Origin of the sequence: Chitinophaga flava (genome assembly GCF_003308995.1) — a bacterium.
GTDB lineage: Bacteria > Bacteroidota > Bacteroidia > Chitinophagales > Chitinophagaceae > Chitinophaga > Chitinophaga flava.
This window is the reverse complement of the sequence record NZ_QFFJ01000002.1, coordinates 3,345,546-3,361,387: the sequence shown is the minus strand read 5'-3', so window position 1 is coordinate 3,361,387 and position 15,842 is coordinate 3,345,546. Positions and strand designations below refer to the sequence as shown.

The window sequence follows — 15,842 nt, the reverse complement described above, 5'->3', positions numbered from 1 at the left end:
ACCATATGGTTTTATTGCCCGTAATAGGAATTGGGACCGTGTTTGCGTTCGTAATGTTTTTTTATCAGGGAATCCTTTAACCTTGGCGCGCAGAGATTGATAGATTCCGTGAGATAAGCCATCTGAGCGATGGATTCCAGTACCGCGCTATTGTAGACGGCCTTTGCAGGGGTGCTGCCCCAGGTGAAAGGCGCATGGTTTCCTACGAGGACCATCTCAATATCTTCATATGTTAAATGCCGCTCCGCCAGTGTGTTCATGATCTGAAAACCAGTCTGGTACTCATAATCACCGGCTATTAACTCATCAGGCATCGGAGGCGCACACGGGATATCAAGCGTGTTATGGTCCGCATGGGTGGTGCCATAGATAGGGATATCGCGCTGGCTCTGGGCCCACGCAGTAGCGTAGGTGGAATGGGTGTGCACAATACCGCCGATATGTTCCCAGTGTTTATATAATACCGCATGGGTAAGCGTGTCGGACGAAGGCCGTAAATCCCCTTCTATCACTTTCCCATTAAAATCCACGACGACCATCATTTCCGGAGACAACTCCGTATAAGGGACTCCGCTGGGTTTGATAGCAAATACACCCGCGCCCCTATCGGCCGCACTCACATTGCCAAAGGTAAAAATGACGAGCCCCAATGCAGGCAGTTGCATGTTGGCTTCATAGGCAGCCTCGCGGATGACCTGGTATTTTTGCGTGCTCATCTTAATCAATATTCATGTTAGCAGTAAAAGCACCTAACGCTTTGTATTTTCTGTATCTGTCTTCGTATATCCCTCTACGTTGCCTATCAGGAGAATAAGTGGTCTCAAAGCCCTGCCCCATTACCTGCATGGCCTCCTCCACTTTAGGGAAAATACCAGCAGCTGTAGCGGCAAACATGGCCGCGCCCAAAGCGCAGGTCTGTTCTGAGCGGTGAATGCGTATAGGCATGCCCATTACATCAGCCATCATCTGCATTATAAAGGGAGATTTTTTTGCCACCCCGCCAATGCCTATCAGTCCTTTTACCGGTACCCCTTCCCACTCAAAACGCTCCACGATGGCCTTGGCGCCAAAGCAGGTGGCTTCTGCCACTGCCCTGAAGACCCTGGGCGCGTCGGATGCCAGGTTCAGTCCAGTGAGCGTTCCTTTGAGTGACTGATCTGCATCGGGTGTGCGGCGGCCGTTGAGCCAGTCTATCCCCGATTCACTGTGTGCGTCAGGTATGATGGTAGCCGCTTCTTTCGATAGTTCAATGATCATCCTGCTACTAGCCTCCTGTAGCAGGATGGTATCATGTGGGAAAAGATGCCGCAGGGGCCATGACAATAAATTGCTGAACCATGCGTATGCATCTCCGAAGGCGGACTGCCCTGCTTCCATGCCCATCATACCGGGAATCACGGACCCCGGTACCTGTCCGCAGATGCCTTTTACCAGTGTATCTTTCACCTCTTCCAACGGCGCCACCAGCATGTCACAGGTAGAAGTGCCCATTACCTTGCTGAGATGATAAGGTTCTATTTGTCCGCCTACGGCGCCCATATGTGCATCAAAAGCACCGATACCGATGATTACCTCTGTACTCAGCCCGAGGCGTTCTGCCCATTCTCCGGACAAATGCCCGGCAGCTTCGCCGGAGGTGTAGGTTTTGCTGAATAGCCGTCTGCCTACGTTCTGCAATAATGGATCGATGGCCGAGAAGAAGCTGTCGGGCGGCAAGCCGCCAAACGCTTCTGCGTACAGCGCCTTATGACCGGCGGAGCAGATGCCGCGTTTAAGCTGACTGGCATGCGTACCGCCTGTCAGCAGGAAGGGAATCCAGTCGCAATGCTCTACCCAGGAGTAGGTGGCATTTCTAACGTCTTCGTCTACACGCCAGATGTGCAGCCATTTGGCCCAGAACCATTCAGAGGAATAAACGCCGCCGACAAAACGCAGATAATTGCCTGGGAAAGTTGCTGCCGCGGCGTTGATCTCCGCCGCTTCACGAAGTGCCGTATGGTCTTTCCACAGCACAAACATGGCGTTGGGGTTATCCTTAAACGCCGGCTGCATCGCCAGCGGCATACCGGTTTCATCTACTGCGACCGGCGTACTGCCAGTAGTATCCACGGATATCGCCTTTATATGTCGGGCCACATGGGCGCCTGCCTGCTGCAGGCATTGCCCGATAGTAGCTTCCAGTCCTTCTATATAATCCAGCGGGTGCTGGCGAAACTGGCTATGGGCAGCGTTGCAGTATAAACCATCCTTCCAACGCGGATAGTGAAACACCGCAGCCGTCACCTCATCGCCATTGCGGGTATCTACAATAATAGATCTTACAGAATCTGTTCCAAAGTCAACACCTATTACAAAGGAAGCGCTCATGTTTCATTTTTAAAAGGCATAGTAATAGCAGGACCACACCATTGTGCAGTCATGATAAGCCACGAGGTCTGTTATTATTTCAGTTCCAGCACCACCACAGAGAATGGCGGCAGCTTCACCGTCAACATATTATTTTTCAGCGTAGCACCATTAAACGCCACCGGTTTGATCTTGTCCGGCCGTGCAAAGCTGTTATGGTCCTGTAGTTTGGCGGAGGAAAGGATACGGCCGGCGACAGCTTTATAGGCCGCTCCGGTTTGTACTGTAATTTCCTGCACTTTGGAAGCATCTATATTTACCAAAGAAATATGTGTAATGCCCGATTTGTCTTTGGACGCAGAAGCCGTCACTGCGGGCAGCTGTTCATTTTTGTAAGTATACTTGTTACTCTGAATATCAATGGGGATCAGCGTGGCATCCTGATGAACGTTATACATTTCCATGACGTGATAAGTCGGCGTCAGTATCAGTTGTTCACCTTTGGTGAGGACCACCGCCTGCAGCACATTTACCGTTTGTGCCAGGTTGGCCATGCGTACCCTGTCGGAATGATTATTGAAGATATTTAAGGTCACGCCTGCGATCATCGCGTCCCGCATAGTGTTTTGCTGAAAGAGAAAACCGGGGTTCGTACCTGCCTCCACGTTATACCAGCCACCCCATTCATCCACTACCAGCGCTACTTTTTTCTTCGGATCATATTTGTCCATGATGGCTGAATGCCGGCGGACCAGCGTGTCCATAAAACAGGCGCTACGCATAGTCTGAAAGTACTGCTCTTCAGAAAAATCAACCGCATCACCTTTTTTATTCCATTCGATCACGGAATAATGGTGCAAGGCCATCCCATCCAGCATATGCAGCGGAATGTTCTTCATGAGTACTTCTGTCCAGTTATAATCGGAGGAATTGGCGCCTGAAGCAATTTTGAAAAGATTACCGCTCATAAACGTGGCGTACTTTCTATAGATATCCGCATAATATTCAGGTCTCATATTTCCGCCGCAGCCCCATGCTTCGTTGCCTACGCCCCAGTACTGTACCTTCCAGGGTTGTTGCCTGCCGTTTTGCAGCCGCAGGTCAGACATCGGGCTTTTACCGGAGAAGTTGACATACTGCACCCAGTCAGCCAGCTCCTGCACGGTGCCGCTGCCCACATTGCCGGCCAGATAAGGTTCTGTGCCCAGCTCTTCGCACATGTTCAGGAAATCGTGTGTACCAAAACTGTTATTCTCCGTAACGCCTCCCCACCAGGTATTGACGATCGCAGGTCTTTTTTCCTTAGGCCCGATACCATCTTTCCAGTGATAAGTGTCTGCAAAACAACCGCCCGGCCAGCGCAGGTTCGGTATCTTCAGCGCTTTCAACGCGGCGATAATATCTTTCCTTACCCCATTAATATTGGGAATACGGGAAGTATCTCCCACATAAAAGCCGCCATAGATACAATTACCCAAATGTTCGGCAAAATGACCATAGATATTTCGGTTGATTGTCTGTGTTGGCGTATCTGTATGGAAAGTGATTTTATTCTGGGCCTGCAATGCCGGTGAAGCTACCAACAGACAACAGATCCCCACACAAAAAGAATGGAACCTATTTTTCATGACGCGGAATTATTAGCGATTCTTGATTGATTGTTTCAAAGTAACATAATATTTGTCAAATTTACAATTATAATTTTTCACTGATTAGTCTACCACTACATACCAACATTTTTTCATTTTATTTTTGTTCAACAGAATTATTCTTTCCAGACGAGCACGCCGCCCGGTTTTACAGTCTTTTCTCCAATCAATATTTTGGCTGTTCCGCTGATACTCATGGTGTAATCATCAGAAGCGTAGTTCACTGCCACATAAAAACCATCACGCCAGTAGACAAACACGCCTGGCGGATAATTTTCCGTAGTGGCCCCTGCAGCTGTATAGATATCCCGCAATACGTCCTTTTCCAGTTTTGCGTCATCGGTGTCTACACCGATATAGGTGACGGAGCCTTTGCCGAGCCGGCGTTTTACCACGGCGGCAGCGCCTTTATAAAACTGATCGTTGTAAACTGCCACCGCCTCCGTGTTTTTATCAGGCTGCAGCTGGTCGCCCCAATTGTTCCAACTATAGTGGCCAGACTTCGTTTGTACGTCTCCGTAGTATTGATCCGGCAGCATATCAAAGGAATTAATGCGGGCGCCTATCAGCGTTGATAAAGGTGCAGCCCAACCGGCCTCCCACAGGTATCCTGCGCGGTTTTTCGCTGCCGTGCGGCAGGTAATGATCAAATGCCCTCCATTGGCTGCATATTCCTGCCATTTTTTTATCAGGCTACTGTCCACCAGTTCGTAGGCAGGTATGATTACAAATTTGTATTTGGATAAATCAGCCGTCTCTCCAACCACGTCTGCCTGAGCTCCGAAGGATTTGGCTATCTGCAGGAATTTGATCGGATAATTCCAGGAATCCCACTGTCTGGTTTGCCGTTGCTGATCGAAAGACCAATAGTTCTCCAGATTCCAAAGGATTGCAGAGGAACGCTTCGCCAGTTTTTCCGGTAATGCGGCTTGGGTATCGGCTTCCTTCCGCAGCATGTTCATTTCCTTCATGAACTGCATATAATCATGGCCGCCCGGTGACGGCGTTACGCCGTCTGTCTCCATAATACCAGAATGATACTGTTCCGCGCTGTAGTTGATCTGGCGGAAACGATAAGAGCAGGCCAGCTTTCCACCGGTGGCAAAAACGTGGTAGAGCCACATACGAACTGCTCCCGGCAACGGTAACGGTGTAAAGTTGCCCCAGTTCACAGTTCCTGGCTGTATTTCCATGGCGCCGCTAACGCCGCCCACTGATTTATAATATTCGGCAGCAAAGAGGATCACGTTGCTATTGCCCAATCGGAACCCTTGTTTGCCGATGTTATTGGTTCCCCCATTCGGATAAGCCGTGTAGGTAGCGAAGTCCAGCATCTTCGTGCGACCTGGGTCAGCGCCCGGAGATACGGCCGTGTAATTGGTGGTAATAAACTGATGCCGTGAAACATTCTTCCGTAAGGTATTGGCCTGAAAATCGAGAAAATCCGCCTGTGCATCCGCCAGATAGCGCTTGAAATCGAGTACGGCGTGCGGGTTGCTGCCCCACCAGCCAACGAGGTTCACATTCGGAGCAATAATCTGATCAAAGTTGTTGTACCATTGACTCCAGAAAGCTGTGCCCCATACCGCGTTCAACGTATCGATGAAATGGTATTTATTTTTCAGCCATTGCCGGAATGCTTCCTGCGAAGAGGGACTGAAATCGGGCTTGGCATCCGGTTCATTATCCAGCTGCCAGCCGATGATATTTTCGTTTTTTCCATAACGTTGTGCCATTTTAGTAACGATGGTTTCCACGAATCGGCGATATAGCGGGTTCACCACCGATCCCAAACCGCGGGTACCATGTTCGCCACGGATATACTGGCTGTACATCAGGAAAGTTTCCGGATACTGATGGCGCATCCATGCAGGCGTAGTAGCCGAAGGCGTGCACATCACTACTTTCAGGTGATATTTTGCACAGAGGTCCACCACTTTATCTAACCACACGAAGTCAAACCTTCCCTCCTCTGGTTCCATTTTAAACCACGCAAATTCCGCGAGGTGCACAAACTCAAACCCCATTTCCGAAATCTTTTTGATATCGCGCTCCCAGAGAACCGGGTCCCAATGTTCGGGATAATAATAAATACCCGTTGTGATCAGACGCCTGGCAGGAAAAAAGGGATTGTCCTGCTGGGAAAACACCTGCGATACCGTCAGTATCAACAAAAACCATAACAGCAAAATACGCTTCTTCATTTACCAGATTTTATAATTAAACTATCATTTGATTTTGACGACCTTGATATTAACGACACAACCGGATAGAAATCCGATTGCATAAATGTTCGAGAAATCAAGGGTATCGCTGTTGTGCAGTGTGAGCGTGTCATCAAAATGAGTATCGCCGGTGGTGCGCCGGATGCTCCCGGTAAGCCGCATCTTTACCGGAGCCCAAACACCATCCGGCGATATCTCCGGAAAATGAGGACGGGATAAATAATATACCTGGTACAGACAGATGGGCAACAAATGCTTTCAATAATGCAACAAATTGCCTTGGGCCTTGGTGGCCCCGGTACAGTCGAAATTTCATATACGTGGATTAGGTATTGTAAAAATAGAACGCTGTATCCGTATTGATGGTCCTCTATTGTTTCAATCAGAGGGCTGATTTGTTGCAAAACACCTTTTCTACTGCCTGTTTTCGTCAATCTCGGTCTCATTGTTATTAAATCAATCCGGCTGCCTGCATTTGTTCCCAGAAAGCAGGCGGAATGATTTTATCAATCATCATAAAATTTTCGCTGACCCTGGCGGCCTTCGTTGTATTAACCGCCACACTCCTTACACCGGGAACATGCAAGCCGAAATTTAAACATGCCTCCGCCGGTTTGATCTGATGTTCCGTACATATCCGGTTAAAACGACTCCGCCATTCAAAATAAGGTGCATCCTCCCGGCGACCGCTATCCAGCTTTCTGTAATCAAAATAATCGCTACCGAGCAGGAATCCTGAATGATAAACAGCCGAGTTGATAATGTGAATCCCTTTCTTATCCTGCGCCTCTACAAAGGATAATAATTCAGGTGGATGGGAAAACACCGTCAGGCTGTTTGCCACCATCATCCAATCCAGCGGGATGTCCTGCGCTATCTGTTGCAGTATCCTCCAGTCCTTGGCGCCAACGCCCACTGCAGCCACCTGTCCTTTTTCTTTCAGATCAAAAAGTGCCTGATAAGCATGGAGGATATCGTCGTATAGCCGTATCCGGTGCCGAGCATCTTTTGCTTTAGCAAGGTATTCATCCGGATCATGTAAAGAAACCATTTGCGGCGTAAAGCCTCCCAATAACTCGTTGCCCTGTTCAAAACATTCTATGATGCCGTTGTAACTGATCCGTTGCACCGCATCATGCCGCAGGTCTTTCCATACGCCGGGTTCAAAGGTAGGTTCCGGTGTTTTCAGTTCGGTGCGGTACCATCCTAATTTGTTGCTGATAATTACTTTCGACGGGGCCGCCTGCACATCCTTTAACGCAGTCCCCAGCATTTCCAATGCCAGCCCCGCCCCGTATTTGCCTGCTGAGTCAAATACCACCATATCCGGAGAATGGCGTATACATTCCTTTACAATATCAAATTTCTCCTGCCGGCTGATGCTGACAAATAGATTACCCAGGCCGCTGGTACCGAAAATCAATTCCGGCAACGGCTGCCCGTTTATTAACAGTGGTGAACGCATGAAAACTGTTTTAATCGAGGCTGATCATTGCCTTTACAATATTCGCATCGGCAATCAGGAAAGGGAATTCCTCCACCATATCGTTAAAGTGTATATGGTGCGTGATGTATTTTTCGGGGGTGATTCTGCCAACACGGATATTTTCCAGTACCCAATCAAAGTCTTTCCGGGTAGCATTGCGACTGCTGAGCAGCGTACCTTCGCGTTTATGGAATTCCGGGTGGCTAAAAGAGATGTCTCCCTTTTGCAGTCCCACCAACACATACCTGCCTGCATGCGACATGAAACGGAAGGCATTATTGATCGCATTCAGATTGCCGGTAGCATCCATCACGATGGTGGGCATATCACCATCGGTGACATCTCTTAGTTGCTCTTCCAGATGCCCGTCCAGCGCGTTGAAGGCCGCTTTTACACCTTCTATCTTTTCCGCACGGGCCAGCCGGTTATCATTCACGTCGATGGCCAGTACATTAGCCCCTGCAATAGCCGCCATTTCCATTGTTGCCAGCCCGATGGGCCCTGCTCCTACCACCAGCACATTTTCCTGTGGCAATACTGCAGCCCGTCTAACACTGTGCGCTGCAATAGCAAAAGGCTCCACCAACGCCAGCCGGTCGGGGTCCAGTCCTTCGGCAGACAGTAGCAGGTGTGATGGCACCATCAGCAAATCTGCCATTCCACCGTCAGTATGCACGCCAATCACCTGCATATGCTGGCAGCAATTGGTATGCCCGCTACGGCAGGCAATACAGGTACCGCAATGCTGATAGGGAATGACGGTGACCATATCTCCTTTACGCAGGCGCGGCGCATCGCCTTCCACAAATTCAGCCGCCAGCTCATGCCCCAGCACACGAGGATAGCTAAAATAAGGTTGTGTACCTCCGAAAGCATGGATATCGGTACCACATATCCCGATACGTCGGATTTTTATGATGGAGTGACCAGGTAAACATACCGGCTCCGGAACATCACGGTATTCCAACTCCCCCGGCTTAATACAAGAAATTATCCTCATGGACGTCTGTTTAAAAAGCGACATTGTTCCGGAACGGTAGTTGTCGGCATAGATGACTAAAGACAACAAAACAAGACCATCAGATCCCGTTCCTTCTTGAAAAATACCGTTGACATTTTTTTTCAAAAGTACCTATCGTATAACTTCCAGACTTTACCGATATCGATAAAAAGTTGTACTTTATCGATATATTATTATCCAGACATTATCAGCTATGAGCAAAGAACTGACCTACCTCAATTTTATCCTGCTGAATATCGGCCATGCTGTACATAATGCTGACTGGAACTGGCGCAACGTTTGTAGCCCTTTTATCAGGGTACACCTTGTAGAAAGCGGGACAGCCAGCCTTATCCGGGAAGACAAAACCTATGAACTGAAAAAAAACCATCTGTATCTTACACCGGCATATACCAATCACGGATACAAATGCGAAGGGCATTTGTCTTTGCACTATATTCATATTTATGAAGAAGTGGGCAGCCAGACCAGCATCTTTGACCTGATAGACGCTCCTGTGGAAATAAAAGCCGATCCGCTGATTATCCGGCTGATCAAACGCCTTGCCGGCATTAATCCGGAGAGGAAACTGCCCCACTTCGACCCATGGTCATATGACAACCTTCCTACGCTTGTCAGAAATATAGCGCGCCAGAAAGCCGTGCCGCTCGGCTACGAAATGGAGGCACAAGGCATCATCAAACAGGTCTTGTCCAGGTTCCTGCTACTGGCCACCGATAAGAACCTCCATATAGACAAACGTATCCTGCAATCGCTGCATTACATACGTACCCACCTGCATAAGCCCATCAGCGTGGACGCATTGGCAGCAGCCGGTTTTCTCACCAAAGACCACTTCATTCGCCTTTTCAAAAAAGAAATAGGTAGTACGCCCGGAAAGTATATCAATGAAAAGAAAATAGAAAAGGCCCAACGGATGATGATGACTAAAGACATCAGCATCAAGGACCTTGCTTACGGCCTTGGATTTGGGAACAATGCTTATTTTAACCGTTTCTTCAAAAAACAAACCGGGGAGAATCCCGGAAACTATAAAAAGAGAATACGACTTCTTGCTAGTGGCGATATACCGAAATAATAGCAGCAATATCCTCTACATCATTTTTCAAATGCTGCGACTGCCATATGTTATATAATGGCAAAGCACAGCAGGGAACTGCTGCGCTTTGTATGCTTTTTGTACCGGCATCCACTAAAAGATACAGCTGTTGATAAGGTTCTCCAGCCACTCCTGCTTTCCACTGATCTGTACTGGTGCTCCTCCCGCAAAGGCGAGGTGGCGGAGGTCTTCGAGTGAAAGCTTCCCTTCTTCAAATTCCCGGCCTTTGCCTGTATCAAATGAGGCGTAGCGGTCCTGGCGAAATTTTTTATAGGATGTTTGCGTCAATATTTTTTCCGCAATTACGGCGGCCCGCGCAAAAGTATCTATGCCTCCGATATGCGCATGGAATATGTCTTCCAGGTCTGTCGAATTACGCCGGGTTTTGGCGTCAAAGTTCACGCCTCCGCCGGAGAATCCTCCGGCTTCCAGGATAATGAGCATACTTTCGATGAGTTCATTCAGGTTGGTCGGAAACTGGTCCGTATCCCAGCCATTCTGTGCATCTCCGCGGTTGGCGTCGATGCTGCCCAGCATACCGGCATCTGCAGCTACCTGCAGCTCATGCTGGAAAGTGTGACCCGCCAGCGTAGCGTGGTTTACTTCAATATTCAATTTAAAGTCCTTTTCCAGTCCATACCGGTGCAGGAAACCAATTACAGTGGCGCTGTCAAAATCGTACTGGTGCTTGGTAGGTTCGCAGGGCTTAGGTTCAATAAAGAATGTTCCTTTAAAACCCTGCTTCCGTGCGTAGTCACGGGCCATAGACAGGAAGCGCGCCAGATGCTCCTGCTCCCGTTTCATGTCTGTATTCAGTAATGTCATGTATCCTTCACGGCCTCCCCAGAAAACATAATTCTCTCCACCCAATGTTATGGTGGCGTCCAATGCATTTTTCACCTGTGTGCCAGCATAGGTCAATACGGTGAAATCAGGATTGGTGGCAGCGCCGTTCATATACCTTGGATGGCTGAATACATTGGCCGTACCCCAGAGCAGCTTAACGCCACTGGCTGCCTGCTTCTGGCGGGCATAGTCTACTATCAGCTGCATACGTTTTTCGTAGGTAGCAAGATCTGCGCCTTCATCAATCAGATCTACATCATGGAAGCAGTAGTAGGGCAATCCCAGTTTGGTGATAAACTCAAACGCTGCGTCCATCTTGTCTTTTGCGCTTTGTTCAGCATCCGTAGATACAAGCCAGGGGAAATTTTTGGTACCCGGTCCGAAGGGATCAGCGCCGGTACCACAGAAGGTGTGCCAGTAGCTGACAGCAAAGCGGAAAAGTTCCTTCATCGATTTTCCTGCAATGGTCCGGTTCTCATCATACCACTTATAGGCGAGTGGATTGTCTGACTGCGGTCCTTCATAGCTGATCTTTCCGATGCCTTTAAAATATTCGTGATTTCCAAGTGTAATGCTCATAAAAGGTGGATTTTAAAATGATATATTGTACATATGAACGGTATTATAATTTTGAACGTAACTCTGTGAGCCATTTATCATAGACATCACGGTACTGTACCTGAAGGGCTGCTTCCGGTTCAACGACCATCAGGCGCTCCATTCCCCGGAATGCTTCTTCCATGTTCACATACCCCGCTCCTATAGCTGCTCCTCGCGCCGCTCCCTGCGCGCCGTCGGTATTATACAGTTCGATCACAGTGTTGGCCGTATTGGCAAATATTTCACGGAATAGCGGACTGAGAAACATATTGGCATTGCCTGCTCTCACCCGATGAATTTTAAGATCCATAGCTGACATGATCTCTAATCCATAGTTAACGCCAAAAACGATCCCTTCCTGCACAGCCCGCAACAGTTGTCTCCGGCCATGCCTGTTGAAATCCAGGTATCTGACGGAAGCGCCTATATGCCTGCTGCCCAGTATCCTCTCTGCACCGTTACCAAACGGATATACCAGCAGACCATCTGCACCAGGTGTGCATGCAGCAGCTTCACTGTTCATAGCAGCGTAATCAATATCACCCAGTATGTTTTTCAACCAGCTGTTGGCGATCCCTGTCCCGTTGAGGCACATCAACACGCCGTCACGGAGATGCTGTTCATCATTGCTGACGTGTACGAAGGTGTTAACACGGCTTTGCAAGTCAGATGCATGTTTATCGTGCACAGCATACACTACGCCTGAAGTGCCCGCTGTAGCTGCGGCTTCCCCTGGTTTCAGCACGTTGAGCGACAAAGCATTGTTGGGCTGATCACCTGCACGGTAAGTAACGGGGATGCCTGTTGTCAGTTGTAGCGCCTCTGCAGCGGCAGCAGTAAGCACCCCTTGTACCCCGAAGGCAGGCACTATCGCAGGTACCAGGCTTTCATCTATATTATAATAGTCCAGTAGTTTCCTGCTGATGGCATTGGCTTTGAAATCCCATAAGACCCCTTCTGAAAGACCCGAAACAGTTGTACGTATATCGCCCGTAAGCTTCATGGCAATGAAATCTCCAGGCAGCATGACTTTATCAATGCGTTCATAGATATGTGGTTCATTTTCATATATCCATCGCAATTTGGAAGCCGTAAAATTTCCAGGGGAATTGAGCAGATGGTCGAGGCAATATTGTTTTCCCAATGCGTTGAACGCCCTATTGCCTATATGCACGGCACGACTGTCGCACCAGATAATGGCCGGGCGCAGTACCTGCTGCTGTTTATCTACACATACCAGCCCATGCATCTGATAGGCAATGCCGATACCGCCAATGGCGGAGGAATCAATCCGGACCTGTTGCCTTAGTAAATCTGTGGCGGCGATTATTTCCCGCCACCAGCTTTCCGGCTCCTGCTCTGCCCATCCTTTATAGGGTACCTGTATGGCCATCTCCCTGGAAGGACTGATGGCAGATGCTATACATCTGCCACTATCCGCATCAAGTAATGCAGCTTTTATGGAGGAGGAACCAATATCGTAACCAATAAAATACATAACTGTCAATTTTGAATTTCATTAGGTAAAAAATACCGGACAGCCTGATACCAGTGCAGACGTCATTATCCAACATCTGCTAAAGACAGGCGTTATCCGATAAACATTATGATTCAATAAAGGTACGTGACAGCATCCCCCGCCACTACTCCTATTATCTGAGAAACATAAACTATTATATACTCTGACAATAAAAATCCGGTCAACCGGGCTGCTGAGAATTCATATCTTAGCAACCACAGATTTCAGGTAATACATTATAATATTTAATATCGTGAAGCCGCTAATTGAGAAACTTACATTGTCAGAGAGTACGTCCTTTGTTGCCAGAACTTATCGCACGCCCAACTTTGAAGTTCCATGGCATCAGCATAATGAATATGAACTTATTTTGATCCTGGAAGGCAGAGGAACGGCTTTTATCGGGGATTATATCGGGGATTTTGAACAGGGAGACATCTTCTTCCTTGGGTCAAACCTGCCCCATACCTTTCAGAAATCAGGGAATGTGATTACCAGCGCAGTAGTGATTCAATTTCTCGAAGGCTTTTGGGGAAACGATCTGATTAATTTACCAGAGGGGGCGTATATAAGGAATCTTTTTATGGATGCAGCACTGGGGCTGAAGATACCCAATAGCTATAGAGAGAAAATGGCCGGTATTATCCGGGAGCTGGAACATCAGCAGCGCTTTGCACGCATCATCAACCTCTTTCAATGCCTGAACCTAATGGCTGAATCAGGAGATTATATAACCTTATCCTCACAGACGCCAAACACTGATTACCGTATAAAACAGGAAGAAATCGATCTGATACTTCAATATACCAACAATAATTTCCGGAATAAAATCAGTCTCCGCGAGGTGTCGAAGGTCGTAAACATGAGCATAGCTGCATTTAGTAAATATTTCCGCAGGAGTACCAAAAAGACCTATATTGATTATCTGAACGAAATCAGGATAGGATATGCCTGCAACCTTCTGAAAGATACCAACAAAAGCGTGATCGAGATATGTTTCGAAAGTGGCTTCAATACGCTCGCAAATTTTAATAAACAATTCCTGAAATATAAATCTATTAACCCCTCAACATTCAGGAAGATGGTAAAACATCAGTCGGTCCAGTTTGTGGTGGATCACGATTATAGAATATTATCCGAAAAATAGAGACTGCAATCTTTCTGGGTCTGGTGACTAGGAGAAAAGAGATTTGAACCAGCAGGTCATTTTGCCAAAAGAAAAATTATATCCTACCTTCGCGACCAAAATGAATAGAAAAAATACATCATCAACAGTTACTCCACCATGACTAACAGGCGCTTCCTGTAGGCTACACCTCGTTTTTTGGGTGTAGTATGACTGTTCATTTTATCTATCCGCATCATTCTCTTTTATAAATAAACCATCAGTAAATGAAGGCTTACCTTAATTTATTTGATTTTAAACAGAAAGTCAATTACAAGAACGAGGTCCTGGCAGGCTTAACAGTGGCGATGACCATGATGCCTGAATCATTATCTTTTGCCATTTTTGCTGGTTTTCCACCATTAGTTGGCTTATATGCGGCTTTTATAATGGGGTTAGTTACTTCTGTTTTTGGTGGCAGACCTGGTTTAATATCAGGTGGTGCGGGGGCTACTGTTGTTGTGTTGATTGCCTTAATGAAATCACATGGCATCGAATACGTGTTTGCAGCAGTCGCTTTGGCGGGAGTGATACAGATTCTAATAGGTTTATTCAAGTTGGGAAAATTTGTAAGACTTGTTCCTCAGCCGGTGATGTATGGGTTCGTAAACGGACTTGCAGTAATTATATTTATGGCACAGTTGGAGCAGTTTAAAACAGTTGTTAATGGTCAAAGCGTATGGCTTAACGGTACACCGCTATTTATTATGGGAGGTTTGGTATTGTTGACTATAGCAATAGTGATACTGTTACCGAAAGTGACCAAGGCGATACCTCCATCCCTCGTTGCTATCCTTGTTGTTTTCTTACTTGTATGGGGATTGAATATTGACACCAAAACAGTTAAGGATATTGCATCAGTAAGTGGTGGCTTCCCTCCCTTCCACATACCAATGATTCCAATTAAGCTGGAAACCTTAGGAGTTATTTTCCCTTATGCCTTAGTTATGGCTTGTGTTGGGTTAACCGAAGGTTTGCTGACAGTAAATCTCGTGGATGAAATGACAGGAACTAAAGGGAATGGTAATAGGGAGTGCATTGCACAAGGCACGGCTAATATTGCAAATGGGTTTTTCTTTGGAATGGGCGGTTGCCCGATGATCGCCCAAACACTGGTCAATTTATCAGCCGGAGCCAGAGCCAGATTATCCGGTATAATTGCCTCCCTTACAATACTAATAATTATACTATTTGGTGCGCCAATAATCGAACGCGTTCCCATGGCAGCCCTTACAGGTGTGATGATTATGGTAGCAATAGGCACCTTTGAATGGGGAAGTTTCCGTATTATCAATAAAATGCCCAAGCAGGACGTGTTTGTAGGAATGCTTGTCGCTCTCATAACTATTTTGCTGCATAACCTGGCATTAGCAGTATTGATTGGAGTAATCATATCTGCATTAGTTTTCGCCTGGGAAAGCGCCAAACGAATCCGGGCAAAAAAATATCTGGATGAACAAGGAGTAAAACATTACGAGATATACGGACCTCTATTTTTTGGATCGGTTACTACATTCAACGAGAAATTTGATGTTATCGGAGATCCCGCAGATGTAGTTATTGATTTTAAAGAAAGCAGAGTTGCAGACATGAGTGGTATTGAAGCATTAAATAAACTAACCGAACGCTATGCAAAGGCGGGGAAAAAATTACACCTACGCCATCTAAGCGCCGATTGCAGGGCATTACTGAAGAATGCCGAATCTGTCATTGAGGTAAATATAATAGAAGACCCTTTTTATAGGGTTGCCTCGGATAAAATGTGATATATTTTTTTGTAGCTGGATCCGGTTCACGCAAGCGTCAATTATATTCCAGGCTATTGTCGTTTTCATAACTGATTTGCATAAGCACAAACTTATCAATATACTTTAACCCTTTATTCG

Annotated in this window: 12 protein-coding genes; 3 read left to right on the top strand and 9 right to left on the bottom strand. The window is 47.1% G+C overall.

Going from position 1 to position 15,842, the window contains the following annotated elements; translation table 11 throughout:
- Nucleotides 1-11 precede the first annotated feature (11 nt).
- From DF182_RS28875 to DF182_RS28850, 7 genes are all read right to left on the bottom strand, one after another.
- The gene (locus DF182_RS28875; RefSeq protein ID WP_113619224.1) at nt 12-716 is read right to left on the bottom strand and encodes an L-ribulose-5-phosphate 4-epimerase; all 705 of its coding nucleotides are present in this window, start codon (nt 714-716) and stop codon (nt 12-14) included.
- A gap of 1 nt (nt 717) precedes the next feature.
- On the bottom strand, nt 718-2,367 hold the full coding sequence (locus DF182_RS28870) for a ribulokinase (protein ID WP_113619223.1): 1,650 nt from the start codon (nt 2,365-2,367) through the stop codon (nt 718-720).
- 74 nt (nt 2,368-2,441) lie between these two features.
- The gene (locus DF182_RS28865) at nt 2,442-3,974 is read right to left on the bottom strand and encodes an alpha-N-arabinofuranosidase (protein WP_113619222.1); all 1,533 of its coding nucleotides are present in this window, start codon (nt 3,972-3,974) and stop codon (nt 2,442-2,444) included.
- Between the two features lie 137 nt (nt 3,975-4,111).
- Entirely contained in the window at nt 4,112-6,199 is a 2,088-nt protein-coding gene (locus tag DF182_RS28860; protein WP_113619221.1) for a beta-galactosidase, read from the bottom strand.
- A gap of 133 nt (nt 6,200-6,332) precedes the next feature.
- Nucleotides 6,333-6,536: a hypothetical protein gene (locus tag DF182_RS32190; protein ID WP_147243578.1), complete on the bottom strand. Its 204-nt coding sequence runs from the start codon at nt 6,534-6,536 to the stop codon at nt 6,333-6,335.
- Nucleotides 6,537-6,671: 135 nt separating this feature from the next.
- On the bottom strand, nt 6,672-7,685 hold the full coding sequence (locus DF182_RS28855) for an aldo/keto reductase (RefSeq protein WP_113619220.1): 1,014 nt from the start codon (nt 7,683-7,685) through the stop codon (nt 6,672-6,674).
- Nucleotides 7,686-7,695: 10 nt separating this feature from the next.
- Complete coding sequence (locus tag DF182_RS28850; protein WP_113619219.1) at nt 7,696-8,706, bottom strand: zinc-binding alcohol dehydrogenase family protein; 1,011 nt, start codon at nt 8,704-8,706, stop codon at nt 7,696-7,698.
- A gap of 214 nt (nt 8,707-8,920) precedes the next feature.
- Here DF182_RS28850 and DF182_RS28845 point away from each other — a divergent pair, with 214 nt between their 5' ends.
- The gene (locus tag DF182_RS28845) at nt 8,921-9,805 is read left to right on the top strand and encodes an AraC family transcriptional regulator (RefSeq protein ID WP_113619218.1); all 885 of its coding nucleotides are present in this window, start codon (nt 8,921-8,923) and stop codon (nt 9,803-9,805) included.
- A gap of 114 nt (nt 9,806-9,919) precedes the next feature.
- On the opposite strand, the gene xylA is transcribed toward DF182_RS28845, so the two are convergent.
- Entirely contained in the window at nt 9,920-11,251 is a 1,332-nt protein-coding gene (xylA, locus tag DF182_RS28840; RefSeq protein ID WP_113619217.1) for a xylose isomerase, read from the bottom strand.
- A gap of 43 nt (nt 11,252-11,294) precedes the next feature.
- On the bottom strand, nt 11,295-12,770 hold the full coding sequence (locus DF182_RS28835) for a xylulokinase (protein ID WP_113619216.1): 1,476 nt from the start codon (nt 12,768-12,770) through the stop codon (nt 11,295-11,297).
- A 274-nt stretch (nt 12,771-13,044) separates the two neighbouring features.
- Between DF182_RS28835 and DF182_RS28830 the strand changes: the two genes are divergently transcribed.
- Complete coding sequence (locus DF182_RS28830) at nt 13,045-13,938, top strand: AraC family transcriptional regulator (RefSeq protein ID WP_113619215.1); 894 nt, start codon at nt 13,045-13,047, stop codon at nt 13,936-13,938.
- Between the two features lie 245 nt (nt 13,939-14,183).
- Entirely contained in the window at nt 14,184-15,722 is a 1,539-nt protein-coding gene (locus tag DF182_RS28825) for a SulP family inorganic anion transporter (protein WP_113619214.1), read from the top strand.
- The last annotated feature ends 120 nt before the right edge of the window (nt 15,723-15,842 follow it).

Coding starts and splice junctions, on each gene's coding strand:
- xylA (WP_113619217.1), bottom strand. CDS start 11,251: ATGAGCATTACACTTGGAAATCACGAATATTTTAAAGGCATCGGAAAG.
- DF182_RS28860 (WP_113619221.1), bottom strand. CDS start 6,199: ATGAAGAAGCGTATTTTGCTGTTATGGTTTTTGTTGATACTGACGGTA.
- DF182_RS32190 (WP_147243578.1), bottom strand. CDS start 6,536: ATGAAATTTCGACTGTACCGGGGCCACCAAGGCCCAAGGCAATTTGTT.
- DF182_RS28850 (WP_113619219.1), bottom strand. CDS start 8,706: ATGAGGATAATTTCTTGTATTAAGCCGGGGGAGTTGGAATACCGTGAT.
- DF182_RS28845 (WP_113619218.1), top strand. CDS start 8,921: ATGAGCAAAGAACTGACCTACCTCAATTTTATCCTGCTGAATATCGGC.
- DF182_RS28855 (WP_113619220.1), bottom strand. CDS start 7,685: ATGCGTTCACCACTGTTAATAAACGGGCAGCCGTTGCCGGAATTGATT.
- DF182_RS28870 (WP_113619223.1), bottom strand. CDS start 2,367: ATGAGCGCTTCCTTTGTAATAGGTGTTGACTTTGGAACAGATTCTGTA.
- DF182_RS28865 (WP_113619222.1), bottom strand. CDS start 3,974: ATGAAAAATAGGTTCCATTCTTTTTGTGTGGGGATCTGTTGTCTGTTG.
- DF182_RS28835 (WP_113619216.1), bottom strand. CDS start 12,770: ATGTATTTTATTGGTTACGATATTGGTTCCTCCTCCATAAAAGCTGCA.
- DF182_RS28875 (WP_113619224.1), bottom strand. CDS start 716: ATGAGCACGCAAAAATACCAGGTCATCCGCGAGGCTGCCTATGAAGCC.
- DF182_RS28825 (WP_113619214.1), top strand. CDS start 14,184: ATGAAGGCTTACCTTAATTTATTTGATTTTAAACAGAAAGTCAATTAC.